This window comes from Kitasatospora sp. NPDC088351, from assembly GCF_040685575.1.
Classification (GTDB): domain Bacteria; phylum Actinomycetota; class Actinomycetes; order Streptomycetales; family Streptomycetaceae; genus Kitasatospora.
Map to the genome: position 1 here is coordinate 22,610 of NZ_JBFBIL010000056.1, position 23,896 is coordinate 46,505.

Below are 23,896 nucleotides of genomic sequence, written 5' to 3' on the forward strand. Positions count from 1 at the left end.
CAACGTACCAACCATGGGCGATCTCACGACCGAACGTTCGAGTCCGACCGGCACCGCCCCCGTACTGGTGGCCTCCAACCGGGGACCGGTGTCGTTCAGCACCGCGGACGACGACACGCTGACCCTCCGCCGGGGCGGCGGCGGCCTGGTCTCCGGGCTCTCCGCCATCGCCGACCCCAGCGCCGTCTGGGTCTGCGCCGCCCTCGGCGACGCCGACCGCCGGGCCGCCGCGGAGGCCCCGCACGGCCGCCTCGACCTGGCCGGCCACGACGTCGGCGGACAGGCCGTCCGGATGCTGGACATAGATCCGGAGACCTTCGCCCGGGCCTACAACGGGGTCGCCAACTCCACCCTCTGGTTCGTCCACCACCTGCTGTACGCCACCCCCACCGCCCCCGCCTTCGACGCCGGCTTCCGCACCGAGTGGCAGGCCTACCTGGCCTACAACGCCGCCTTCGCCGACGCCCTCGCCGCCGAGGCGGCCCCCGGCGCCGCGGTCCTGGTGCAGGACTACCACCTGTCCCTCGTCCCCGCCCTGCTCCGCGCGGCCCGACCCGACCTGCGGATCGGCCACTTCTCGCACACCCCGTGGGCCCCGCCCGAGTACTTCCGGCTGCTTCCCGACGATGTCGCGGCCGCCGTCCTCACCGGGATCCTCGGCGCCGACCGGGCCGGCTTCCTCACCCGCCGCTGGGCCCTGGCCTTCGCCGACTGCTGCGAGGCGCTGCTCGGCGCCACCGTCGACCGGACCGCCCTCACGGTCACCCACGACGGCCGCACCACGTTCCTCGGCGTCCACGGCCTCGGCGCCGACGCCGACTTCCTGCGCGACCGCGCCCACCGCCCGGACGTCGACGAGCGCCTCGCCGCCCTCCGTGAGGCCGTCGGCGGCCGGCGCACCGTCGTCCGGGTGGACCGCACCGAACTGAGCAAGAACATCGTCCGCGGCCTGCTCGCCTACCGGCACCTGCTGCGCACCCGCCCCGAGTGGCACGACCGGGTCGTGCACGTCGCCTTCGCCTACCCCTCGCGCACCGACCTCGCCGAGTACCGGGCCTACACCGCCGAGGTCCGGCGGCTGGCCCAGGAGATCAACGACGAGTTCGCCACCCCCACCTGGCAGCCGCTGATCCTGCACGTCGACGACGACTTCCCGCGCTCCCTGGCCGCCTACCGGCTGGCCGACGTGGCCCTCGTCAACCCGATCCGGGACGGCATGAACCTGGTCGCCAAGGAGGTCCCGGTGGTCTCCGACCACGGCTGCGCCCTGGTCCTCTCCCGCGAGGCCGGCGCGTACGCCGAACTCGCCGACGACGCGATCACCGTCAACCCGTACGACATCATCGCCACCGCCGACGCCCTGCACGCCGGGCTCACCATGCCCGCCGACGAACGCGCCGACCGCACCAAGCGCCTCGCCGCCGCCGCGACCGCCCTGCCGCCCCAGCAGTGGTTCCTCGACCAGCTCAACGCGCTCGGCTGAGTTCCTCCCCCAGCGCCGCCAGCAGCTCCACCACGCCGGCCGGGCCCGGGACCACCAGGTCGGCCCGGTCGGCGAGCTCGCGGACGGTCGTCCCGCTGCACACCAGCAGCCCGGCCAGCCCCTCCCCGCGCAGCTTCTCCACCGCCGCGTAGGCCGCCACATCGCCCAGATCGTCCCCGGCGTACAGCACCGACCGGGCGGCCCGCTCCCGCAGGAACCCGGTCAGCGCGGCGCCCTTGTCCACCCCCGGTGGCCGCAGCTCCAGCACCAGCCGGCCCGGCTCCACCACCAGCCCGTACTCGGCGGCCAGGGCCGCCACCGGTGCCCGCAGCAGTTCGAACGCCTCCTCCGGTGCCCCGGTGCGCCGGGTGTGCACCGCCAGCGAGCGGCCCTTGTCCTCCACCCAGGTCCCGGCCGGCGCCCCGGCCCCCGCCAGCACGTCCGGCAGCGCCGTCCGCACCCCCGCCACCCCCGGGTGCACCGGCGGCGCCGTGACCTCTCCGGCCTCCCAGCGCTCGGCGCCGTAGTGCCCCAGCACCACCAGCCCGTCGACCGCCGCCAACCCGCCGTACTCGACCGCCAGCGCGGCCGGCCGGCCCGTCACCACCACGATCGAGCCGACGTGCGGGGCCAGCCCCCGCAGCGCCCCCGCCACGCCCGGATGCGCGCGCGCCAGGCTCGGATCGGCCACGATCGGTGCCAGCGTCCCGTCGAAGTCGAGGGCGACCACCGCGTCCCCGGGCGAGGCGAGCACCGCCTCCAGCCCCGTGCGCCCGGCGTCCGTGTCCGGCTGCGGAATCTCCTTGAAGACCATGCCCGGACCCTACCCACGCGGCCGCGCCGTCACCCGGCCGGCGGTCGGCTACCGACCGCCACCGGCCGCTACCGACCCACTGCCGACCCGCTACCGGGCCGCCCGCCGGGCCGCCCGTACCCGCCGCAACCGGTTCACCAGCACCGGCGCGTGGGCCAGGGCCTCCGGCCGATCCAGCAGCCCGTTCAACAGCTGGTAGTACCGCGTGCTGGAGAGCCCCAGCTCCTCCCGGATCGCCCGTTCCTTGGCCCCGGCCGTGCGCCACTGCCGTCCCTCCAGCTCCAGCACCGCCCGGTCCCGCCCGGTCAGCTCACCCATGCCCCGTCACCGCCTCCGACGCCCCGGTCCGCTACGACCTGTCATTCTCCCCCGCCGGTCCGACACACTCTGCGCCCCCGCGCTCCCCGCCCGCGCCGCTACCGTCGCTGGCATGACCACCAGCTTCGCCCTGCACATCCCCACCGCCGAGCTCGAACCCGACCCGCTGGACCCGGCCCAGATCGTCTCCGGCACCCCCGAGGTCTCCGGCAAGGTCCTCTCGGAGTCCCCCGACGGCCGCCAGCTCCGCGGCATCTGGCAGATCACCCCCGGGGTGGTCACCGACGTCGAGGCCGACGAGCTGTTCGTGGTGCTCGGCGGCCGGGCCACCATCGAGATCGACGGCGGCCCGACCCTGGAGGTCGGCCCGGGCGACTGCGCCGTGCTCCGGGCCGGCGACCGCACCACCTGGACGGTCCACGAGACCCTCCGCAAGGCCTACGCCATCACGCTCTGACGGAGCGCTCCGACCACCCGCCACGCCCGTGGCCGCCGAGGGGCCCGCGCGCCGGTCCGGCTACTTCCGGACCCGCGCGGCCTCCTTCAGCGCGGCCCCCTGCAGCCCCTCGAGCACCTTCTTGGCGTCGCCGGTGACGGCCTCCCCGATCCCCGCCTTGATCCGGTTGCTGACGTCGGTCCACGCCGGATCCCCGAACGGGTAGAAGCTGGCGTTCGTCAGACCCGTCGCGAACTGCTTCAGGTCGTCGTGCTTGCCGTCCGTCGTCATCTGGGTGAAGGCGTCCTGGGTCACCGGCAGCAGGTTGTAGGTCTCGTCGAACTTCAGCTGGTTCTCCTTGGTGTACACGAAGGAGAGGAACTTCTTGATCTCGTTCTTGTGCCCGTTGGCCTTGAACGCCATCATCCAGTCGGCGACCCCGAGGCTGCCGGTCTTGGCCACCCCGTCCCGCTTCGGTATCGGCGCCGTACCGAAGTCGATCTTCCCGGCGGCGGCCATCCGCAGCAGGGTGGGGTGCCCGTTCAGCATGCCGACCTTGCCCGCCGCGAAGTCCGTGAACACCGGCGTGCGGTTCATCTTGCCCGGCTCGGCGTAGGTGAGCCTGGTGTCGACCAGGTTGGTGCGCAGCCAGCTGAAGGTCGCCTGGTTCTGCTGGCTGTCGATGGTGTAGTTGCCGACGTCGTCGGAGAGGCTGCCGCCCCCGCTGAGCGTCCACAGCATCGACTCGGCCGGGGCCTCCTCCGGGCCGAGCGGCAGGCCGTACGGGGTGACCCCCGGCACCTTGGCCTTGATCTTCTCGGCGTCCTGCTTGAGCTCGCTCCAGGTGGCCGGCGGCTGGCTGATCCCGGCCTTCTGGAAGACCGCCTTGTTGTAGAACAGCACCCGCGAGGAGGAGACGAACGGGATGCCGTACTGCGTGCCGAGCATCTGCCCGGCGTGCGTGAAGGAATCCATCATGTTGGCCTGGGTCTCCAGGGACAGCACGTCCGTGGCCGGGTAGAGCCGGTCCGCGGCGGCCTGGTCGGCGAACCCGCCGGTCTGCAGCAGGTCGGGCGACGTGCCGGCGGCGATCAGGTCGTCGACCCGCTTGCCGATGTCGGTCCAGCCGACCACCTCGACATCGACCTTGATCCCGGGGTTGGCGGCCTCGAAGCGGTGGGCGATGTCGTCCCAGTACGGCTTGGAGCTGGTCTCCGCGCTCTCGCCGTAGTCGGCCGCGACCAGCTTGAGGGTGACCGTGCTGTCGCCCTGCCCACCGCAGCCGGTGAGCAGCAGCGCTCCGGCCAGCGCGGTGCCGAGCAGACGGGTGGGGACCTGGGCGCGCCTGTTCAACGCGGGTACCGCCTTCGAGGGGGGAGTCCGATGGACGTCGGAGTTGTCTGAAAAGCGGCCGGACGGGGGAATCCGGCAGGGGGGAGGCGTAACACTGTCAAACCCACCGCACGGTGGTCCACACCTCTGGCCGGTACGTGCCGGGTAGTTATCGAAGTGCGGAGGTCATTGCACGATGCGCAATGGCGGCGAGCCGCAGCAGGACGCGCAAAGTGCCGCACACGACATGGTTCTGCGACAAAGCTCACCTACTTTGGACCAGACCAATCCGACAACTGGACTAGACCTCTCCGACCCGACCAAGGGAAACTGTCCTCCGTGAAGCACGTCATCGCACTCGATGTAGGCGGCACCGGCATGAAGGCCGCGCTGCTCGCCCAGGACGGCTCCGTGCTGTTCGAAGCACGCCGACCGACCGGGCGGGAGCACGGCACGAACGCCGTCGTCGCCGCCATCCTCGACTTCGCCGCCGATCTGGCGGACGAGGGCCGAAGCCGTTTCGGCGTCGCCCCGCTGGCGGCGGGCGTCGCCGTCCCGGGGACGATCGACGAGAGGAACGGTATCGCGGTCTTCTCCGCCAACCTCGGCTGGCGGGACCTCCCCCTGCGCAAGCTGCTGGGCGAGCGCCTGGCCGGCCCGGGCGGCCCGCCCATGCCGGTCGCGCTCGGCCACGACGTGCGCTCGGGCGGTCTCGCCGAGGGCCGGCTCGGCGCCGGCCGGGGCGTCGAGCGCTTCCTGTTCATCGCGCTGGGCACCGGCATCGCCGGCGCCATCGGCATCGGTGGCCGGATCGAGGCCGGAGCCCACGGCTACGGCGGCGAGATCGGCCATGTGGTGGTCCGGCCGGGCGGCCCGCAGTGCGGCTGCGGCGCCCGGGGCTGCCTGGAGACGCTCGCCTCCGCCTCCGCCGTCTCCCGGGCCTGGGCCGCGGCCTGCGGTGACCCCGACGCCGACGCGGCATCCTGCGCCGTCGCGGTGGACGCCGGGGACGACCGTGCCGTCGCGGTCTGGCAGCACGCGGTGGACGCCCTCGCCGACGGCATCGTGCTCGCCCAGAGCCTGCTCGACCCGTCCACGGTGATCGTCGGCGGCGGGCTGGCCGAGGCCGGTGACACCCTCTTCACTCCCCTGCGCGCGGCGGTCAACGAGCGGCTGACCTTCCAGATGCCCCCCGAGGTCGTACCGGCCATGCTCAAAGACACCGCCGCATCCCTGGGCGCGGGCCTGCTCGCCTGGGACCTGCTCTCCATGGAGGTGACCGCGTGACCACGCGGATTCAATCAGCGGCTCTGCCGCGGCGTACCGCACTGGCCGGCGCCCGACTCGTCCTGCCCGGCGGTGTCGTCGAGGGCGACCGGCTCTCGATCGACGGCCCGCTGATCGCCGGCTTCGGCGGCGCGGCCGAGCCCGGCGACCTCGACCTGACCGGGTACACCGTCGTCCCCGGCTTCGTCGACCTGCACGTCCACGGCGGCGGCGGCGCCTCGTACACCTCCGGCATCGCCGAGGAGGCCCTCAAGGTCGCCCGTACCCACCTGGAACACGGCACCACGACCACCATGGCGTCCACCGTCACCGGTGAGATCGACGAGGTCGCCCGCCAGGCCTCCGTGCTCTCCGAGCTGGTCGAGGACGGCGTCCTCGCCGGCATCCACTTCGAGGGCCCGTTCATCTCGCACAACCGCTGCGGCGCCCACCGCCCCGACCTACTGCGCGACCCCGACCCGGCGCTGGTCCGCAAGCTGGTCGACGCCGCCCGCGGCCACGCCAGGATGGTCACCCTGGCGCCGGAGCTGGCCGGCGGCCTGGAGTCCGTGCGGATGCTCGCCGACCTCGGTGTGATCGCCGCCGTCGGCCACACCGACTCCGACTACGCCAAGACCCTGGAGGCGATCGAGGCCGGCGCCACCGTCGCCACCCACCTCTTCAACGCCATGCCCGGCATCGCCCACCGCGCGCCCGGCCCGATCGTGGCGCTGCTGGAGGACGAGCGGGTCACCGTCGAGCTGATCAACGACGGCATCCACCTGCACCCCTCGGTGCTCGACCTCGCCTACGGCACCGCCGGCGCCTCCCGGGTCGCGCTGATCACCGACGCGATGGGCGCGGCCGGCATGGGCGACGGCCTCTACCCGCTCGGCCCGCTCCAGGTCGAGGTGAAGGAGGGCGTGGCCCGTCTGGTCGAGGGCGGCGCGATCGCCGGCTCCACACTCACCCTGGACGTGGCGTTCAAGCGGTCCGTCACCGTCAACAACCTGACGCTGAACCAGGCCGCCGAGTCGCTCTCCGCCGCGCCGGCCCGCCTGCTCGGCCTCGCCGACTCGATCGGCTCGCTGGAGACCGGCAAGAACGCCGACCTGGTGGTCGTCGACTCCGAGAGCTACGACCTGGTCGCCGTGATGCGCCGCGGCGAGTGGATCACCGGCGCCGAGAAGTTCGCCCCGGTCACGTCCGTCTGACCGACGGCCACGGCCGCCCGCCCCCTCCGCACAGAGGGGACGGGCGGCCGTGGTGTGCCCGGGGCCGGTCAGCCGGCGCTGGGTTCGAGCGTCACCTGGTCGATCAGGACGGTGCCGCCCACCGGGGCCGAGACGGTCACGGTGTTCGGTCCGGCCTGGAGCGGCGGAGTTATGTAGGTGGTGTACCAGGAGGACGCCGCGTCCTTGCCCGGCGAGTAGTTCCGGAACGCCAGACCGCTCGGCCAGTCCTTGCCGTTGACGGCGACCGTCGCCTTCACGTCGGCCCCGGGGTTGTTGAAGTGCACGGTCAGCTTGTACGTCCCGGCCGCGGCGACCTCGCCGGTCCAGGTCACCGAGGACCCGGCCTGGAGCGTCAGATAGCTGCCGTCCGCCGACTTGGCGCCCTTGACGGTGTTCCCGGACGGCGCGTTCTGGCCCTGCAGCTGGCTCGCGTCCACGGTGCCGGGGCCGTTGGCCGGGGCGGCACTGGCCGAGGGCGAGGGGGCGGTACTGCCCGCCGTGGTGGTCGGGGTGACGGGCGCGCTGGCCGAGGGCGTCGGCTTGTCGTCCTTGTCGCCTTCCGGGTCACCGGTGGAGAGCGCTATCCCGGCCCCGATCGCGATCGCCGCGACCACCGCCACGGCACCGATCACCGCACCCTTGCTCCGGCCGCTGCTCGGCCGCTCCTCCCCCGGCTGCGGGCGGGAGTGCTCGGCGTAGCGGGTCTGCTGGGTCGGCACACCGCCGTACTCGGGCTGCTGCTGCGGGTACGGCTGGGCGGGCTGCCCCTGCGGGTACCCCTGCTGTTGCTGCGGCGGGTACGGCTGCTGCGGCGGGTACGGCTGCTGACCGTACGGGGCCTGCTGCCCGTACTGGGCACGGCCCACCTCCATCGGGCGGCTGTACGACGTGCGCGGCACGCCCTGCTGCGGCTCGGCCGACTGCGCGGCGCTGCCGTCGGCCGGGCGGTAGAGATAGCCGAAGGGATCGTCGTCCTGCGGTGCACCGCCCTCCGGGCTCTCGGGCACTCCGTTGCTGCCGGCGGTCGTCACGGTGGTCAACTCCCCATCGCGGTCGCGCCGCCCGGCTGCCGTGCCGCCGGCGCAAGTCATGGTCGCTCGTACCCGGGAACCCTACCTGCCGTCTCCCACAGCGGGGAAAGAGCCCTTGACAACCGGCGGGTAGCTCGCGCCCGGCGGGGCCGCGCCGCTGCTCAGCCCGCCCGTCGGTGCGAGCGCTCGCCCCGGGCCCCGCGCACCGAGCCGCCCCTGGCCCGCTTCTCGTCGTACATCCGCTCGTCCGCGGTGTGCAGCACCTCCTCGATGCTCATCCCGCAACCCGCCCAGCCGACGCCGAGGCTGACGCCGACCCGCATCGCCCGGCCGTCGATCCGCATCGGCGGGATGATCGCGTTGCGCAGCCGGTGGGCGAGGTCCTTGGCCTCCTCCCGGCCGATGCCGTCGGCCAGCACCACGAACTCGTCGCCGCCGAGCCGGGCCACCGTGTCGCCGTCCCGGACGGCCCCGCTCAGCCGGCGGGCGACCTCGACCAGGACGGCGTCGCCCGCGTTGTGGCCGAACCGGTCGTTGATCGACTTGAAGCCGTCGAGGTCGCAGAAGAGCACCGCGAGCCCCTTCTCCACCGCGGCCGCGCCGCCCGAGCGGAACGGGCCCGACCAGACCTCGCCGCCCGCACCCTGGTCGGCGGGGACCACGGCGTGCACATGTTCGCCGTAGCCGCCCGGCCAGTCCGTCCCGCCCGGGGGGAAGTCCGGCCCGGGCTGCCCGTCGGGCGCGCCGTAACCGTGCACCGGCCCGGACCGCGGGTCCGTCCCCTCCAGCCCCCCGTACGCGGCGTGCGCGCTGTAGGAGTCGGCCGGGTAGCCGGGGTACGCCTGCGGGTAAGCCCCCTCGCCGTGCCCGGCGACGGCGCCGACGGCCTGCGGCTCGTTGCAGAGCCGCCGCCCCAGCCGGGCCTTGAGCTCGGCGCCGTTGGGCAGGCCGGTGAGCGCGTCGTGGCTGGCCCGGTGCGCCAGTTGGAGCTCGTGGCGCTTGCGGTCCTCGATGTCCTCGACATGGGTGAGCAGGAAGCTCGGGCCCTCGGCGGCGTCGGCGACGATCGAGTTCCGCAGACAGACCCACTGGTAGCCGCCGTCCCGCCGGGACAGCCGCAGTTCCGCCCGGCCGCTCTCGGCGCTGGTGCGCTCCAGCAGGGCGCGGTCCTCGGGGTGGACGAGATCGGCGAAGCTCTGCTGCCGGAGCACCGCGCGGGGGCGGCCGAGCAGCCGACAGAGCGCGTCGTTGACCCTGGTCAGCTGGCCGCGCCCGGCACCGTGCAGCTCGGTGATGGCCATCCCGCTGGGCGCGTACTCGAAGGCCTGGCGGAAGCTCTCCTCGCTGGCCCGCAGCGCCTGCTGCTCCTTCTCCAGGCGGGCCAGCGCACGCTGCATCTCGGCGCGCAGCCGGGCGTTGCCGATCGCGATGGAGGCCTGGAGGGAGAACATCTCCAGCGCCTCGCGGGTCCAGGCGCCGGGCCGCTTGCCGCTGCGCGGACGGTCCACCGAGAGGACGCCGAGCAGGTCGCCGCCGGCGCTGTACATCGGGGCGAGCAGCCCGTCGGCGGGGTGCCAGTCGTTGGCGTAGACGGGCTGCGGGCCGTCCCCGATCCAGCGCGGGATGTCGCTGGCGACGGCCCAGCCCCGGTCGTAGGGGAGGAAGCGCAGGGTGCCCCAGTGGTCGCTGACGCCGAGCAGCCGGTCCCAGGACTCGCGCGAACCGACCTGGCCGAGCAGGACGGAGGGGCCGCCCATGGCGCTCTCCTCCAGCTCCCAGACGGCCGCCACCACGAGGTCGCCGTCCGGGCGGACGAGGCTGACCGCGGCGGCGTCGAAGCCGAGCCCGTGCACCGCGCCCTCGACCACGGCCTGCAGCGTGCCCGCCAGGCTGCGGGCAGCGTTGAGGTCCGCCACGACCCGGTGCAAGGTGCGGAGGGTCGCGAGACGGACGTACGGCTCCGACTCGGCTTCCATGCGGGGGCTCCCCGGCTGCTTCGGATAGTTCTTGAATGGTTATCGTCCGATTGCCAGAAGAACTGAATCACAGGGAGCACAGCGTTCGGCACGCTCGGTCAGCAATAGGCCGCCACTTGTGACTTAAATCACACAAGACTTATGCGCCCTTAATCAGTTCATCCGTCCCGTATGGGGACATAGGGCTTCATCGGGATATTTCTCCTGGTCGGCCGCATTGACCGCGCACTGAAGCCACCTGACGGCCGGCGGGCTCCCTGCTTCACTCCTGCGGGTGAGTCCGGCGGCGAACCGTAACCTCTGCGCCGTTGGTCCTACGACCACGGCCCGATGCCGTTCTGCCCGGCCGCCGACTACCGTGCGGTACGTGTACTCGTCCCCGCAGCCCGAAGCTGCCCCCCAAGCGACGCCCGACGAGTTCCGGGCAGCGCTCTCCCAGCTCGCCTCCGGCGTGAGCCTGGTGACCGTCCACGACCCGGAGGACGGCGAGGACGTCGGCATGACCGCCACGTCCTTCCTCTCCGTCTCGCTGGAGCCGCCACTGGTGCTGATCTCCGTCCGCGAGGACTCCCGGATGGACGACGTGCTCTCCCGGACCGACACCTGGGCGGTCTCGCTGCTCGCCGAGGAGCAGAAGGCGCTCGGCTCGCGGTTCGCCATGAAGGGCCGGCTCAGCGACCGGCTGCTGTTCGCCGACGCGCCGCACCACCGCGGCCCGCTCACCGGCGCACCGCTGATCGACGGGGCGCTCGCCACCGTCGAGTGCCGCACCGAGCAGCGGATAGCCGCCGGTGACCACACCCTGCTGCTCGGCCGCGTCCTGGAGGCCGTGGTGCCGAACCCGGGCGGCCGCCCGCTGCTCTACTTCCGCGGCTCCTACCGGCAGCTGGGCTGACCCGCTCCCCGGCCCCGGGCTAGTCGGAGTGCGGAGCGCGCCGGCCCTGCTTCAGCTCGGAGCGGTGCCGCTTGTTGGACAGCCGCCGCTCGACCATGCCCCGGCTCGGCTTCGTGGCCCGGCGCGACTTCGGCGGCGGCGCGGTGGCCTCGCCCAGCAGCGACGCCAGCCGGGCCGCGGCGACCTCGCGGTTACGCCACTGCGAGCGGTGCTCCGAGGCCCGCACCACCAGCACCCGCCCGTCCACCAGCCGGCCGGCCAGCCGCTCCAGGGCGCGCTGCTTCCAGACCTCGGGCAGCGCCGCGGAGGCCGCCAGGTCGTAGCGCAGCTCCACCTGGGTGTCGGAGGTGTTGACGTGCTGGCCGCCGGGGCCGGAGGAACGGGAGAAGCGCCAGACGAGCTCGGTGTCGGGGACGACCACCGAGCCCCGTACGCGGATGGGCTCGGGCATGCGCCCATCATCCCGTGCCCGGGGCCGCCGGTCACCCGGTTATCCGGCCGCGCCCGCAACCCCGACAATGGCGTACGTGATCGAGCTCGGCTACTCCCTCTCCAACCGCTTCCCCGACCCCCCGCAGACCGACTACCGCAGCGCCTCCGTGCACACCCTGCGGTACGACCTCTTCTGCGGCGACGTCTACCTCGACGCCGACGGGACGGAACTGTCCACCGACTGGAAATGGGTGCCGGTGCTCGATTTCGCCTGGGCCCTGTGCGACATCGCCGAGCAGCTGGACCGCGACCCGGACGGCAGCCGCGCGGCCCGGGTGCAGACGGCCGACCTCGACTTCACCCAGAACACCGAGCTGCTGCGGTTCGCCCGCCGCTTCAACTGGGTCGAGGTCACCGCGACCTGGCTGCCGGACGAGCCACCCGCCGTCGTCCGCCACAGCGAGCTGCGGCGCGAGGCCAGGGACTTCCTCCAGGACACCCTCGCCGATCTCTTCGACATGCACCCCGACCTGGCCGACAATCCGAACATCTGGTCACTTCAGGGCCGCTACCGCCGAATCTGACCACTTCGCGTGCCCGCCCCGATCGGCCTGTTCCGACGGTTCATTGCCCTCGTCTTTGCCCAACCGTGATTCACCGCGGAAATTGGCCACCCGGTACGGAACCAAGTCACCGGGCTCTCGCGTTATCCGGGTCAAAGCAACGAAGGGACAGCAAACACCATGCCAGTGAGCCTCTCCAAGGGTGGCAACGTCTCGCTGACCAAGGAGGCCCCCGGCCTGTCCGCGGTCACCATCGGACTCGGCTGGGACGTCAGGACCACGACCGGTGCCGAGTTCGACCTCGACGCCAGCGCGATCGTGCTGAACGCGGACGGCAAGGTGCTGTCCAACGGCCACTTCGTCTTCTTCAACAACACCAGCACCCCGGACGGCACCGTCGTCCACACCGGTGACAACCGCACCGGCGAGGGCGCGGGCGACGACGAGGCGATCAACGTCAACCTCGCCGGCCTGCCGGCCGAGGCCGCCAAGATCACCTTCCCGGTCTCGATCTACGACGCCGTGGCCCGCTCGCAGAACTTCGGCCAGGTCCGGAACGCCTACATCCGCGTGATCAACGCGGCCGGCGGGGCCGAGATCGCCCGCTACGACCTCTCCGAGGACGCCGCCACCGAGACCGCCATGATCTTCGGCGAGCTCTACCGCAACGGTGCCGAGTGGAAGTTCCGCGCCGTCGGCCAGGGCTACGCCTCCGGTCTGGCGGGCATCGCCCAGGACTTCGGCGTCCAGCTCTGACGCCACCCCGGACACGCCGAAGCGCCCGGCCCTCCACCACGGAGGGCCGGGCGCTTCGGCGTTGACGGCCACCGGAAACACCGCGGCGCGGGCAGCCGGTCGGACCGGCCGCCCGCGCCGACGGCGCCGGGTTCAGCGCGAGGCGCGCAGCTCCGGAAGCTGGAGCAGTTCGGTCTCGTCGTGCGGGGTCAGATCGACGACCTCGGGCTCCACCGCCGCTTCCTCCGGCGCGGGAGACCCTGCCTGCACCATCGAAGCGGCGTGCGCCTGCGCCTCTGCCTGGGCCTGGGCCTGAGCGGCGACGGCCTCGTCCCCCACCACGTCCGCCAGATCGGCGCGCTCGCCCAGCTCCGAGACGCTCCCGACGGCCGGCGTCGGAGCCGCCGCCCGGACGGCCGCGCCGGAGCTGCGGCCGAAGAAGCTGAAGCCCTGCCCCCGGACCTGCCCGGACTGCACCGGCCGCGGCCGGTGCCGCTCGGCCGGCACCACGGGCGCGGCGGGCGTCCCGCCCAGCTGCTCGACGGTCGCGGTCAGCACCGGCCGCGCGGGTGACCCGCCGACCGCCGGCCGTTCGCCCACGGCCTGGTCCTCCGCCGCCACGGACGCGGCCGACGCCGGGGCAGGCACCGCAGGAGCCACCGGAGCGGGCACTGCGGGCACCACCGGAGCCGGTACGGGCGCGGGGGCCGGAACCGGTGCGGCGGGCGCCGTACGAGCCCGCAGCGCGACCTGCGCACCGGCCGCCCGCTCACGCTGCGCCTCCTGCGCCGCCGCACGCCGCTCCAGCTGCCGCAGCACGGCCGCCGCGCGGACGAACGCCGCCGGGCTGGCCGGGTACCTGGGACGGCTCGCGGCCAGCGCCCGCTGGGTCGCCTCGGCCTCCTTGAGCGCCTGCTCGGCGACGGCGACGGCCCGCTCGCGCAGCAGCCGGGCGATCTCCGTCTCGGCCTTCGCCAGCCGAGACTTCTCGGCGGTCAGCCGGCGGCCGAACCGGGTGGCCCGCTCCTCGGCGACCTCCGCCGCGTACTCGGCCTCGGCGAGCTGCTCCTCGAAGCGCTCCTCGGCCCGCAGCCGCTGCGCGGCGGAGGCCTCGGCGGCCGCCCGCGCGGCCCGGTCGCGCTGGCGCAGCAGCACCGCGATCCCGAGCGTGGCGAGCACCGCGGCGACACCCACCGAACGCACCAGGACGGTGTCCTGACTGAAAAGCAGCGCGGCCACCGCGGCGACGATGAGCACGCCGGCGGCGGTGGGGGGAAAGACCCGGCCGAGGACGGAGGAATGACGGTGGCGTCCGCGAGACATGCCAAGAAACTAGCGTGCGAATTGGGGCCGTGTCAGCCCAGGGTCCCCTTTAGCCCTTGACAGCACGCAACCTTTACCGCACGTGCCCGGCCCCTCACTCAAGATCACCGAGTGCCGCCCGCTCAGCGGGGGGATGCCGCCGGGCCGCTCGGGTCGTCGTGGTTCTCCGGCAGCTTGCAGACGTGCTGCAGCCAGAGCGCCGCCGCGATCACCGCCGCACCGGCCAGCACCGCGAAGCCGGCCGTGACGGCCTGGTCCTTGCGCGCCGACACGTCCAGCTCGCCCAGCAGGTAGATCCCCGCGCCCGCGTAGATGCCGGTGACCACCGCCGAGACCAGCGCGCTCGCCTGCCCCAGCACCACCGCCCGGGCCGCGCCGAGCGGGTCGACCCCCTTCGCCCCGGGCTGCCGCTCGCGCGCCGCCTTCAGCCGGGACCGCAACGAGAGCGCGGTGGCCAGCAGGATCACCGCCACCGCGGCCAGCACCACCGGCGCCGCGCCGGGCACGGCCGGCAGGGTGTCCAGGGAGGCCCAGAGCTTGGAGCCGGCCCAGGACAGCGCCGTCGTAGCGGCGGTGATGCCGACCAGCAGACGGAGGCGAAGCAGCTTCACTCGGACGAGGTCCTTTCCCGGGGTACCGGAGACGGGCGGCCGCCCCCGGGCTGGGCCCTCTCCCCCGGCAGCCGGGCCGGGAGCGTGCCCCCGGCCCGTTGACGGGCAGGAGCCGAGGGCGGGTACGACGGCGTCAGGCCACCGTACCGGGCCCGGCCGGGCGGACACCCGCACGGAGGGCGGACACCTACTCGTACGGCCGGAGCCCCCGCCCGAGTTCCCCGGCCGCGGCCGGTGCCGGTTATTCCGGCAGGGTCAGCCGGATGTCCTCACGCCGCCGGACCCCCTGGGAGTCCGGACCACCGAGCGCCGCCAGCAGCTCGGCGACCTGGCCCCGGCCGGGCAGCTCGGCCTCCGGCTGGGCATCCAGCCAGGGAGCGAGCACGAAGGCCCGCTCGTGCGAGCGCGGGTGCGGCAGCAGCAGCTGCGGGTCGTCGCTGGTGACGCCCTCGTAGGTGAGGATGTCGACGTCCAGGGTGCGCGGGCCCCAGTGGACGGTGCGGACCCGGCCGAAGGCGTCCTCGATCGCGTTGCCGCGCTCCAGCAGGTCCTGCGGCGGCAGCGAGGTGCGCAGCACGACCACCGCGTTGTAGTAGTTGGGCTGCTCGTCAGGGCCGCCGACGGCCGCCGTCTCGTACACCGCGGAGACGGCCTTGATCCTGAGGCCGGGGGTGTCGGCGAGGGCGTCCACGGCGCCCTGGAGGGTGTCCAGACGGTTGCCCAGGTTGCTGCCGAGGGCGATCACGGCGCAGCGCTGGCTGTGCAGCGTGGTGTCGGCCGAGTCCACCCGGCTCTCCAGGTCGAACGTGGTCGGCGGGGCGGTCGGGTCGCTGGTGCTCATCGGATTCCCTCTGCGGCTGGAACGGGGTACGCGGCGTGGGTCATGCGCGGCCCCGGTGGATGGTCACGGTCACGTCGTCGAACGGCACGGTGATCGGGGCGTCCGGCTTGTGCACGGTGACCTCGACCCCCTCGACCGGGTCGTGCTTCAGGCACTGGTCCGCGATGCGCTGGGCCAGGGTCTCGATCAGGTCGACCGGCTCGCCGGCGATGATCGCGGTGACCTCCTCGGCCACGATGCCGTAGTGCGCCGTACGGGTGAGGTCGTCTCCGGCCGCGGCGGGGCGGGTGTCCAGGTACAGCACCAGGTCCACCACGAAGGTCTGGCCCTCGATGCGCTCGCGCTCGAAGACGCCGTGGTGGCCCCGGGCTCGCAGGCCCCGCAGGGTGACGCGGTCCAGCAAACGAATCACTGCTCCCAGTCGGACGGGCCCCGCCCCCGTGGAAAAGACGTGGGCAGGCAGGGTGAAGGCGGGCATCGCGCTCGCCACTCCGTTTCGAATCTACCCGCGAGCGCTGACAACGCCTGACCGTCCTACCCGGCACGAACCGTCGCCACGCACACCCCAATGGCAATTGACATGAACGTTCGGTGACCACTCGGACATTCCCGGGCCACCACCCGGTACTGTTTTCCCGCCGGCGCCCGATTCAGTCCTCGTCGTCCTCGTCGCCGCTGGTCAGGACGGGTGAACCATGGTGCGACCAGAGCCTCCACCCGGCCGGGGTCCGGCGGAAGAGATTGGTCGAGACGACCTTTCCGCCGATCAGCGGGCCGAGTTCGCCCTCCTCCTCGGCCTCACCGCCGGAGAGGATGTTCTCGGTGCACGTGACAAGGGCCACATCGCCGTGCACCTCGGCCTCGACATCGGTCAGGAAAAACTGGATGTACTCCGTGTTCATCATGATCAGCATGTACGAGCGGGTCACCTGGGCCCGTCCGCGCAGCACCGGCCAGCCGGGGTGCACACACACCACGCCGCCCTTGTCGTCGGCGTCGGCGGCCCCCAGCCAGGCGTTCTCGACCGCCTCCAGATCGCCGTTCTCCAGGGCCTCGTACAGCGCCTGGTTGGCCGCCAGTACGGCCTCCCGGTCCGCCTCACGGGCCCGCTGTCCCGCGGTCTCGCCACTCACCCTGCCGTCACCTGCCACTGGCCCTCCCGTCTCGCCTCCCTCCTTGCCTGCCAACGGGCAGGAGGAGCCCTACCGAGCCGCGCGCTGCCAGGCCGCGACCACCCGGACGGCGTCCGCCGTGCCGGACACGTCGTGCACCCGCACCGCCCAGGCACCGGCCCGGGCCGACAGCACCGACACCGCGGCGGTCGCGTCGTCGCGCTCCCGGGCCGGGCGCAGTTCCCCGGTTTCCGGGTCGGCGAGCAGCGTACCCAGGAACCGCTTGCGCGATGCGGCGACGAGCACGGGACGCCCGAGCGCGGTGAGGGCGTCGAGACGGCCGAGCAGGGCCCAGTTGTGCTCGGGGGTCTTGGCGAAGCCCAGACCGGGGTCGAGGATCAGCTGCTCCTCCTTGACGCCCGCCGCCAGCAGCGCCTCCACCCGGGCGGTCAGCTCGCCGACCACGTCCGCGACCACGTCGTCGTAGACCGCCAGGGCGTCCATGTCGGCGGACTGCCCGCGCCAGTGCATCACCACGAAGGGCGCGCCGGTCTCGGCCACCACCCGGGCCATCGCCGGGTCGGCGAGGCCGCCGGAGACGTCGTTGACCACCCGGGCGCCGGCCGCGACGGCCTGCTCGGCGACCACGGCGCGCATGGTGTCGATGGAGACGACCACCCCGGCGTCGGCCAGTTCGCGCACCACCGGCAGCACCCGGCGGAGCTCCTCCTCCTCGGACACCCGCTGCGAGCCGGGCCGGGTGGACTCGCCCCCGACGTCCACCAGGTCCGCGCCCCTGGCCCGGAGCGCGAGTCCGTGCGCGATCGCGCGGGCGGGGTCGTGCCACATCCCGCCGTCCGAGAAGGAGTCGGGCGTGACGTTGACCACGCCCATCACGGCGCAGCGGTCGAGCCGCGGCAGTCCGGCCGGAAGGGAGAAGGACAGCAAATCGCTCATACCCCCATTATCGAACGGTGCCCCCGCCGAGGATTCTCGGCGGGGGCACCGTCCAGGTCGGCGGCGGCGTGGTCAGGCGGCCTCGCCGACCTCCGGCCGGGCCGGGGCGGGCATCAGGCCCTCCCGCTGGCGCCTGCGGCCCAGGCGCGGCATGCCGAGGGTGATGAAGGCCTCGGCCTGCATCGCGGCGAATCCGATCCGCGGCAGGTCGCGGGTGTTGGGGAAGACCAGGAAGCGCGGCTCCCACTCGGGCTGGAACTTGGCGTTGAACTTGTACAGCGACTCGATCTGGAACCAGCGCGAGAGGAACACCAGCAGCCCGCGCCAGGCCCGCAGCACCGGGCCGGCGCCGATCCGCTCGCCGCGGGCCAGCACCGATCGGAACATCGCGAAGTTGAGCGACACCCGGCGCACGCCCATCGCGGGCACGGCCTGCAGGGCGGCGACGATCAGCAGTTCGTTCAGGCCCGGGTCGGCGGCCCGGTCGCGGCGCATCAGCTCCAGCGAGATGCCGTCCGGCCCCCAGGGCACGAAGTGCAGCACGGCCTTCAGGTCGTCCCCGGTCTCGCCCTCCTCCGGGGCCTTGTGGGCGGTGACCACCACGCAGGCGTCGTCGCCCGGGTCGCCGAAGCGGCCGAGGGCCATCGAGAAGCCGCGCTCGGTGTCGGTGCCGCGCCAGCGGGCGGCGGCATCGGCGATCCGGTACTTCTCCTCCTGGCTGAGGTCGGCGACCCGCCGCACCTGGCAGGAGTAGCCGTTGCGCTCGATCCGCTTGACCATCTGGCGGACGTTGCGCATGGCCCGCCCGGCGAGCGAGAAGGTGCCGGTGTCGACGATCGCCTCGTCGCCCAGCTCCAGCGCGTCCAGGCCCGCCTCGCGGGTCCAGACCTCGCCGCCGACCTCGCTGCAGCCCGTCACGGCCGGCACCCAGGCGTGCTCGCGGGCCTCGGCCATGAACACCTTGATCGCGCCCGGCCAGGCCTCCACGTCGCCGACCGGGTCGCCGGAGGCGAGCATCACGCCGGAGACCACCCGGTAGGAGATCGCCGCCTTGCCGGTGGGCGAGAAGAGCACGCTCTTGTCGCGGCGCAGCGCGAAGTAGCCCAGCGAGTCCCGCTCGCCGTGCCGGTCGAGCAGCCCGCGGACCTTCTCCTCGTCCTCGGGGGTCAGCTCCGGCTTCGGCTTCTCCGGGCGCAGCGCCAGGTAGGCGGTGGTGAAGGCGGTGAACAGGCCCATGCCGCCGAGCAGGTAGGCGACCAGGTCGGACATCCGGTCCGCGTTGTAGTGGACCGGCCCCTCGAAGCCGAACAGCCCGTACCCGACATGCTGGAGCCGCTCGAACAGGCCCGGGTGGCCGACCTCGTACTTGGCCCGGGTGCTCACGATCAGCAGGCCGAGCAGCACGCTGACGGTGCCCATGACGACCAGGTTGACCACGGCCCGCCAGCGGGTGCGCGGGTCCGCCTTGGCGTAGAACTCGCGCTGGTGCACCAGCATCACCGCGAACAGCACCAGCGAGACCACCGCCGGGCCGATCTGGTGCCAGCGCAGGATGTGCAGTGCGGCGCCGACCGGCAGCAGCACGCAGACCGCGCGCCAGGCGCGCCGCTTGCGCCGGCGCAGCGCGTGGGCGAGCAGCACCAGCAGCAGGCCGATCATCAGCGTCCCGGCCGCGGCCAGGGTGGTGGTACCGCCGGGCAGCTGCCCGGCGAAGCTGTGCACCTTGCTGTGCCGGAGCCTGGGGAACACCGCGCTGGCGATGTCCACCAGCCCGATCAGCAGACAGGCGTAGCCGACCACGCCGGGGAGCCAGGCCCTCGGAACGGCGGCGGCTTGGGTGCGAAGCGTCTGCAGACTGCGCCGACGACGCGGCTGCTCGGGGCTCGGCTCAACGGACACGGGAACGCTCATGGAAGCTCAGCGTAGAGGCTGTGGAGCGGTGTCCTGTCACTCCGGGGGAGGAGTTGTGATGGACCTTCATGCCTTTTCCTTCATCAGGCAATACGCATACCAAGGAACCGGAAACGGAAGGTAAACCGGAACCGAGCACGCGCTGCGATTGAGCCGAGGGTGGGAGCCGGAGCCCCGGTGCCGCGTGGCGCGACGGGGCCCTCACGTACGCGGTACGTACGGTGGACGCCGCATTCTAGGGCTCCGGTTGCGTCCGGTCACTCCCGGCCTCCCCTGCCTGCCCCGGCGTCCGGACAGCCTAGCCGCGGTGGCCCCGACTGACGGACCGCCAGACGATGAAGCCCGCACCGCAGTGTCCTACCGGAAGGCCGACGGCATGGAACTGACCAGCAACGCGCTGGTGAACTCGCTGCTCGCACTCGGCGCGGCGGCCCTGGTCGCCACCCTCTGGCTCTGGCCCCGGCTGGCCCGCCAGCGCCCGCTGCCGGTGCTCGGCCGGATCGGACTGATGACGGTCACTCAGGCTCTGGTCCTGGCCGTGCTGGCACTGTCCGTCAACAACTCCTTCGGCTTCTACACCTCGTGGGACGACCTGCTGAACCCCGGCGGCGCCAAACTGACCCTCACCAGCAACGAGAACCACAAGGGCGGCGCACCGGCCTCCGACGAGCTGGTCCAGCCGAGCACCGAGGGCGGCCTGAAGACCGTCACCGACCTGCCCAAGGGTCCCCCGAAGGAGGTCGGCAAGGTGGAGTCGGTCGAGATCACCGGCGCGGAGAGCGGCCTCTCCGACCAGATGTTCGTCTACCTGCCGCCCGAGTACTTCGACCCGAAGCTCGCCATGGTCCGCTTCCCGGTGCTGCTCGCCCTGGCCGGCTTCCCCGGCACCACCCTGCAACTGCTCAAGGAGCTGCCCGTCCCGCAGACCGCCTGGGAGCTGCGGAAGACCGGGAGGATGGCACCCGCCATCATCGTGCTGGCCCGCCCGACCGTCGCCCCGCCCCGCGACACCGAGTGCGTCGACGTGCCCGGCGGGCCGCGCACCGAGTCCTGGTTCGCCAAGGACGTGCCCGAGGCGCTCCGCTCGGCCTACCGGGTCAGCCGCTCGCCCTCCTCCTGGGGTGTGCTCGGCTTCTCCTCCGGCGGGAGCTGCGCGCTCCGTCTGGCGATGCGCTTCCCGGAGGTCTACGGCAACGGCACCGGCATGCACGCCGACTTCAAGGTGGCCGAGGACCAGTTCACCGGCGGCAACCTCTTCGGCGGCGATCAGACCCTGGCCGCCCAGAGCGACCTCGACTGGCGGCTGCAGAACCTCCCGGCGCCGGCCCTCTCACTGCTGGTGATCAGCACCCGCAAGGAGTCGGACTACCCGGACACGCTGAGGTTCGTCGACCACGCCCGGCAGGTGGCGGCCGCCAACCCGCAGTTCAAGGTCGATTCGCTCTACCTGGACGACGGCGGCCACAACTTCGAGAGCTGGGTCCGCGAGCTGCCCGCCGCCCTGGAGTGGATGAGCGCCCGGCTCAACTGGGCCTGACCGGCGGCGCGGCCGGGAGGGTGGCCACCCTCCCGGCCGGGCTCGCCCGCACCGCACGGGGCGCTCTGAGCGCATCCGCCGCCCGCCACCGCTACCGCTACCGCTACCGCTACCGCCCGATGATCAGGCTCATCGCCTCGGCCCGGGTGGCCGGGTCGCGCAGCTGGCCGCGCACGCAGGAGGTGATCGTCTTGGCGCCGGGCTTGCGGATCCCGCGCATCGACATGCACATGTGCTCGCACTCGACCACGACGATCGCGCCGCGCGGTTCGAGGATCCGCATCAGCGCGTCCGCGACCTGGCTGGTGAGCCGCTCCTGCACCTGCGGGCGGCGGGCGTAGACGTCGACCAGCCGGGCCAGCTTGGACAGCCCGGTGATCTTGCCGCTGGTGGACGGGATGTACCCGACGTGCGCGACGCCCCGGAACGGCACCAGGTGGTGCTCGCAGACCGAGGTCAGCTCGATGTCCTTGACCAGCACCATCTCGTCGTGGCCGAGGTCGAAGGTGGTGGTCAGAACGTCCTCGGGCTCCTGCCAGAGGCCGGCGAATATCTCCTTGTACGCCCGGGCCACCCGGGCCGGGGTCTCCAGCAGACCCTCGCGGTCCGGGTCCTCCCCCACGGCGAGCAGCAGCTCGCGAATGGCGTTCTCGGCCCGCTTCTGGTCGAAGGTCCCGACGGTGGACGAACCGTCGAGCGTCACCGGGTCGATCATGCGGGCCTCGCTAACTAGGTGGGACTTGGCTTAACAGCACGGATGCCGCGCCTCCAGGGTACAAACCCTGGTGACGCGGCATCCATTCCGTCCTTTGCCAGGCGGCCGGATCAGCCCTCGGCGGGCGGCTCGGTCGGCAGTGGCGGGAGCTTCACCACGTCGACCGGGGTGGTCTCCGCAGCGGCGGCGCCGTTGGTCAGCGCCAGCTCCTTCGGGGACTGCACCGGCGGCCGGGTGGACGGCGTGCGCCGGGACGAGCCCGTCCAGGCCGGCCGGGCCGGGCGCTTGACGATCGTCGCGAAGATCTCGGCGATCTGCTCCTTGTTGAGGGTCTCCTTCTCCAGGAGCTCCAGGACCAGGTTGTCGAGCACGTCGCGGTTCTCGACCAGGATCTCCCAGGCCTCGTTGTGCGCGGTCTCGATGAGCTTCTTGACCTCTTCGTCGACCAGCCCGGCGACCTCTTCCGAGTAGTCGCGCTGGTGGCCCATCTCACGGCCCAGGAACGGCTCGGCACTGTCCGAACCGAACTTGATCGCGCCGAGCCGCTCGGTCATCCCGTACTGGGTGACCATGGCGCGGGCCGTCGCGGTGGCCTTCTCGATGTCGTTCGACGCACCGGTGGTCGGGTCGTGGAAGACCAGCTCCTCCGCCGCGCGGCCGCCCAGCATGTAGGCCAGCTGGTCCAGCATCTCGTTGCGGGTGGTGGAGTACTTGTCCTCGTCCGGCAGGACCATGGTGTAGCCGAGGGCCCGGCCGCGGGACAGGATGGTGATCTTGTGCACCGGGTCGCTGTTGGGGCACGCCGCCGCCACCAGGGCGTGGCCGCCCTCGTGGTACGCGGTGATCTTCTTCTCCCGGTCGGACATGATCCGCGTGCGCTTCTGCGGACCGGCCACGACGCGGTCGATCGCCTCGTCCAGGATGCCGTTGTCGATCAGCTTCTTGTCCGAACGGGCGGTCAGCAGAGCGGCCTCGTTGAGGACGTTCGACAGATCCGCGCCGGTGAAGCCGGGGGTGCGCTTGGCGACGGCCGAGAGGTCGACGTCCGGCGCGATCGGCTTGCCCTTCTGGTGCACCTTCAGGATGTCCAGCCGGCCCTGGAGGTCGGGACGCTCCACCGCGATCTGGCGGTCGAAGCGGCCCGGGCGCAGCAGCGCCGGGTCCAGGATGTCGGGGCGGTTGGTGGCGGCGATCAGGATGACGCCGCCCTTGACGTCGAAGCCGTCCATCTCGACCAGCAGCTGGTTGAGGGTCTGCTCGCGCTCGTCGTGGCCACCGCCGAGGCCCGCACCGCGGTGCCGGCCGACGGCGTCGATCTCGTCGACGAAGACGATCGCCGGGGCGTTCGCCTTGGCCTGCTCGAAGAGGTCGCGGACCCGGCTGGCGCCGACACCGACGAACATCTCGACGAAGTCGGAACCCGAGATCGAGTAGAACGGCACCCCGGCCTCGCCCGCGACGGCACGCGCCAGCAGGGTCTTACCGGTACCGGGCGGGCCGTACAGCAGCACGCCCTTGGGGATCTTGGCGCCGACCGCCTGGAACTTGGCCGGCTCCTGCAGGAACTCCTTGATCTCGTGGAGCTCCTCGACCGCCTCGTCCGCACCGGCGACATCCGAGAAGGTGGTCTTCGGGGTGTCCTTGGTGAGCAGCTTGGCCTTGGACTTGCCGAACTGCATGACGCGCGAGCCGCCGCCCTGCATCTGGTTCATCAGGAACAGGAAGACCAGGACGATGATCACAATGGGCAGCATCGACAGCAGCAGGCTGACGAAGGTGCTCTGCTTCTCCGGGCTGATGGTGTAGCCCTCGGAGAGCGTGCTCTGGTCGTTGTCGTTGATCTGGGCCTGGAGCTTGTCGGCGATCGCGACACCCTGGTCGCCGATGTACGAGGCCTGGAACTTGCTGCCGGACGGAACCTTGCCCGTACCGGCGTTGGACAGGCTTGCGCCGTCCTTCAGCTGGATCTTGATCGTGTTCGAGTCACCGGTGGTGATCTGCGCCGACTTGACCTGCTTGGCGTCGATCGCGGCGACGACCTGCCCGGTGTCCACCGTCTTGTAGCCGTTCGAATCCGAAACGACCTGCATCAAGACGATGACGGCGAGGACGGCCAGCACGATCCACATGATCGGCGCACGGAAGTATCGCTTGACGTCCATCCATGCGGGGCGTTGCCGCCCCGTCCCTCCTGCCACTCAACGGCGCCGCGGGGCCGTGGCCGCCGGCGCATCCGGTCTGTGCTCATGTGAAGAGCGGTTTTATTGGACCGTACCGCAGTCCGACCCGCCCGTGGCGGGAGCACAGCGACACGACGTATTTCTTTGTCCCCCCGACTCAACGGGCGGGAACGGCGTACTGTTCCCGCCCGTA

The 23,896-nt window shown here is 72.4% G+C and carries 23 protein-coding genes; 8 read left to right on the plus strand and 15 right to left on the minus strand.

The window, feature by feature from the left end:
* Positions 1-13: 13 nt before the first annotated feature.
* A complete protein-coding gene (locus AB0P06_RS29445) occupies positions 14-1,483 on the plus strand; it encodes a trehalose-6-phosphate synthase (protein ID WP_363612607.1) in 1,470 nt (489 codons plus the stop codon).
* Here the strand turns inward: AB0P06_RS29445 and otsB are convergent.
* Complete coding sequence (otsB, locus tag AB0P06_RS29450) at positions 1,467-2,297, minus strand: trehalose-phosphatase (protein ID WP_363612609.1); 831 nt, start codon at positions 2,295-2,297, stop codon at positions 1,467-1,469. The two genes, AB0P06_RS29445 and otsB, sit on opposite strands and share 17 nt — an antisense overlap.
* Before the next feature lie 90 nt (positions 2,298-2,387).
* Entirely contained in the window at positions 2,388-2,615 is a 228-nt protein-coding gene (locus AB0P06_RS29455; protein WP_363612611.1) for a DUF3263 domain-containing protein, read from the minus strand.
* Between the two features lie 112 nt (positions 2,616-2,727).
* Here AB0P06_RS29455 and AB0P06_RS29460 point away from each other — a divergent pair, with 112 nt between their 5' ends.
* Positions 2,728-3,072 (plus strand): cupin domain-containing protein, encoded by a 345-nt coding sequence (locus tag AB0P06_RS29460; RefSeq protein ID WP_363612613.1) that lies wholly within the window; start codon positions 2,728-2,730, stop codon positions 3,070-3,072.
* A 60-nt stretch (positions 3,073-3,132) separates the two neighbouring features.
* Here AB0P06_RS29460 and AB0P06_RS29465 read toward each other — a convergent pair whose 3' ends face one another.
* Positions 3,133-4,404 carry an extracellular solute-binding protein gene (locus AB0P06_RS29465; RefSeq protein ID WP_363612615.1) on the minus strand — a complete coding sequence of 424 codons (1,272 nt, stop codon included), beginning with the start codon at positions 4,402-4,404 and terminating at the stop codon, positions 3,133-3,135.
* A gap of 318 nt (positions 4,405-4,722) precedes the next feature.
* On the opposite strand from AB0P06_RS29465, the gene AB0P06_RS29470 reads away from it, so the two are divergent.
* Together AB0P06_RS29470 and nagA are read left to right on the plus strand one after the other, a co-directional pair.
* Entirely contained in the window at positions 4,723-5,670 is a 948-nt protein-coding gene (locus AB0P06_RS29470; RefSeq protein ID WP_363612617.1) for an ROK family protein, read from the plus strand.
* 23 nt (positions 5,671-5,693) lie between these two features.
* Positions 5,694-6,863 (plus strand): N-acetylglucosamine-6-phosphate deacetylase, encoded by a 1,170-nt coding sequence (gene nagA, locus AB0P06_RS29475; protein ID WP_363612662.1) that lies wholly within the window; start codon positions 5,694-5,696, stop codon positions 6,861-6,863.
* Positions 6,864-6,931: 68 nt separating this feature from the next.
* Here the strand turns inward: nagA and AB0P06_RS29480 are convergent, their stop codons facing one another.
* Positions 6,932-7,915: a carbohydrate-binding protein gene (locus tag AB0P06_RS29480; protein ID WP_363612619.1), complete on the minus strand. Its 984-nt coding sequence runs from the start codon at positions 7,913-7,915 to the stop codon at positions 6,932-6,934.
* 161 nt (positions 7,916-8,076) lie between these two features.
* Positions 8,077-9,891 carry a diguanylate cyclase gene (locus AB0P06_RS29485; protein ID WP_363612621.1) on the minus strand — a complete coding sequence of 605 codons (1,815 nt, stop codon included), beginning with the start codon at positions 9,889-9,891 and terminating at the stop codon, positions 8,077-8,079.
* 367 nt (positions 9,892-10,258) lie between these two features.
* On the opposite strand from AB0P06_RS29485, the gene AB0P06_RS29490 reads away from it, so the two are divergent.
* Positions 10,259-10,786, plus strand: coding sequence for a flavin reductase family protein (locus AB0P06_RS29490; RefSeq protein ID WP_363612623.1), 528 nt, complete (start codon positions 10,259-10,261; stop codon positions 10,784-10,786).
* A gap of 19 nt (positions 10,787-10,805) precedes the next feature.
* Here the strand turns inward: AB0P06_RS29490 and arfB are convergent, their stop codons facing one another.
* A complete protein-coding gene (gene arfB / locus AB0P06_RS29495; RefSeq protein ID WP_363612625.1) occupies positions 10,806-11,237 on the minus strand; it encodes an alternative ribosome rescue aminoacyl-tRNA hydrolase ArfB in 432 nt (143 codons plus the stop codon).
* 76 nt (positions 11,238-11,313) lie between these two features.
* On the opposite strand from arfB, the gene AB0P06_RS29500 reads away from it, so the two are divergent.
* Entirely contained in the window at positions 11,314-11,802 is a 489-nt protein-coding gene (locus AB0P06_RS29500; protein WP_363612627.1) for a hypothetical protein, read from the plus strand.
* Positions 11,803-11,961: 159 nt separating this feature from the next.
* Entirely contained in the window at positions 11,962-12,537 is a 576-nt protein-coding gene (locus tag AB0P06_RS29505; RefSeq protein ID WP_363612629.1) for a TerD family protein, read from the plus strand.
* Between the two features lie 132 nt (positions 12,538-12,669).
* Here the strand turns inward: AB0P06_RS29505 and AB0P06_RS29510 are convergent, their stop codons facing one another.
* From AB0P06_RS29510 to AB0P06_RS29540, 7 genes are all read right to left on the minus strand, one after another.
* Positions 12,670-13,839, minus strand: a complete 1,170-nt coding sequence (locus tag AB0P06_RS29510; protein WP_363612631.1) for a hypothetical protein — start codon at positions 13,837-13,839, stop codon at positions 12,670-12,672.
* A 122-nt stretch (positions 13,840-13,961) separates the two neighbouring features.
* Positions 13,962-14,450, minus strand: a complete 489-nt coding sequence (locus AB0P06_RS29515; RefSeq protein ID WP_363612633.1) for a DUF3180 domain-containing protein — start codon at positions 14,448-14,450, stop codon at positions 13,962-13,964.
* A gap of 241 nt (positions 14,451-14,691) precedes the next feature.
* Complete coding sequence (gene folK, locus AB0P06_RS29520; RefSeq protein WP_363612635.1) at positions 14,692-15,291, minus strand: 2-amino-4-hydroxy-6-hydroxymethyldihydropteridine diphosphokinase; 600 nt, start codon at positions 15,289-15,291, stop codon at positions 14,692-14,694.
* 40 nt (positions 15,292-15,331) lie between these two features.
* Complete coding sequence (folB, locus tag AB0P06_RS29525) at positions 15,332-15,691, minus strand: dihydroneopterin aldolase (protein WP_363612664.1); 360 nt, start codon at positions 15,689-15,691, stop codon at positions 15,332-15,334.
* Positions 15,692-15,941: 250 nt separating this feature from the next.
* The gene (locus tag AB0P06_RS29530; protein WP_363612638.1) at positions 15,942-16,424 is read right to left on the minus strand and encodes a nuclear transport factor 2 family protein; all 483 of its coding nucleotides are present in this window, start codon (positions 16,422-16,424) and stop codon (positions 15,942-15,944) included.
* Between the two features lie 69 nt (positions 16,425-16,493).
* A complete protein-coding gene (gene folP / locus AB0P06_RS29535) occupies positions 16,494-17,360 on the minus strand; it encodes a dihydropteroate synthase (protein ID WP_363612640.1) in 867 nt (288 codons plus the stop codon).
* 72 nt (positions 17,361-17,432) lie between these two features.
* A complete protein-coding gene (locus AB0P06_RS29540) occupies positions 17,433-19,271 on the minus strand; it encodes a phosphatidylglycerol lysyltransferase domain-containing protein (RefSeq protein ID WP_363612642.1) in 1,839 nt (612 codons plus the stop codon).
* 352 nt (positions 19,272-19,623) lie between these two features.
* Here AB0P06_RS29540 and AB0P06_RS29545 point away from each other — a divergent pair, with 352 nt between their 5' ends.
* Positions 19,624-20,808 carry an alpha/beta hydrolase-fold protein gene (locus AB0P06_RS29545; protein WP_363612645.1) on the plus strand — a complete coding sequence of 395 codons (1,185 nt, stop codon included), beginning with the start codon at positions 19,624-19,626 and terminating at the stop codon, positions 20,806-20,808.
* 109 nt (positions 20,809-20,917) lie between these two features.
* Here AB0P06_RS29545 and folE read toward each other — a convergent pair whose 3' ends face one another.
* On the minus strand, positions 20,918-21,523 hold the full coding sequence (gene folE, locus AB0P06_RS29550) for a GTP cyclohydrolase I FolE (RefSeq protein ID WP_363612647.1): 606 nt from the start codon (positions 21,521-21,523) through the stop codon (positions 20,918-20,920).
* A gap of 110 nt (positions 21,524-21,633) precedes the next feature.
* Entirely contained in the window at positions 21,634-23,685 is a 2,052-nt protein-coding gene (gene ftsH / locus AB0P06_RS29555; protein ID WP_363612649.1) for an ATP-dependent zinc metalloprotease FtsH, read from the minus strand.
* Between the last annotated feature and the right edge of the window lie 211 nt (positions 23,686-23,896).

What these genes read in the sequence shown, in the direction of transcription:
- otsB (WP_363612609.1), bottom strand. Translation starts at nt 2,297, where the DNA reads ATGGTCTTCAAGGAGATTCCGCAGCCGGACACGGACGCCGGGCGCACG.
- folP (WP_363612640.1), bottom strand. Translation starts at nt 17,360, where the DNA reads ATGAGCGATTTGCTGTCCTTCTCCCTTCCGGCCGGACTGCCGCGGCTC.
- AB0P06_RS29445 (WP_363612607.1), top strand. Translation starts at nt 14, where the DNA reads ATGGGCGATCTCACGACCGAACGTTCGAGTCCGACCGGCACCGCCCCC.
- arfB (WP_363612625.1), bottom strand. Translation starts at nt 11,237, where the DNA reads ATGCCCGAGCCCATCCGCGTACGGGGCTCGGTGGTCGTCCCCGACACC.
- AB0P06_RS29510 (WP_363612631.1), bottom strand. Translation starts at nt 13,839, where the DNA reads ATGTCTCGCGGACGCCACCGTCATTCCTCCGTCCTCGGCCGGGTCTTT.
- folK (WP_363612635.1), bottom strand. Translation starts at nt 15,291, where the DNA reads ATGAGCACCAGCGACCCGACCGCCCCGCCGACCACGTTCGACCTGGAG.
- ftsH (WP_363612649.1), bottom strand. Translation starts at nt 23,685, where the DNA reads ATGGACGTCAAGCGATACTTCCGTGCGCCGATCATGTGGATCGTGCTG.
- AB0P06_RS29485 (WP_363612621.1), bottom strand. Translation starts at nt 9,891, where the DNA reads ATGGAAGCCGAGTCGGAGCCGTACGTCCGTCTCGCGACCCTCCGCACC.
- AB0P06_RS29505 (WP_363612629.1), top strand. Translation starts at nt 11,962, where the DNA reads ATGCCAGTGAGCCTCTCCAAGGGTGGCAACGTCTCGCTGACCAAGGAG.
- AB0P06_RS29455 (WP_363612611.1), bottom strand. Translation starts at nt 2,615, where the DNA reads ATGGGTGAGCTGACCGGGCGGGACCGGGCGGTGCTGGAGCTGGAGGGA.
- AB0P06_RS29460 (WP_363612613.1), top strand. Translation starts at nt 2,728, where the DNA reads ATGACCACCAGCTTCGCCCTGCACATCCCCACCGCCGAGCTCGAACCC.
- AB0P06_RS29540 (WP_363612642.1), bottom strand. Translation starts at nt 19,271, where the DNA reads ATGAGCGTTCCCGTGTCCGTTGAGCCGAGCCCCGAGCAGCCGCGTCGT.
- folE (WP_363612647.1), bottom strand. Translation starts at nt 21,523, where the DNA reads ATGATCGACCCGGTGACGCTCGACGGTTCGTCCACCGTCGGGACCTTC.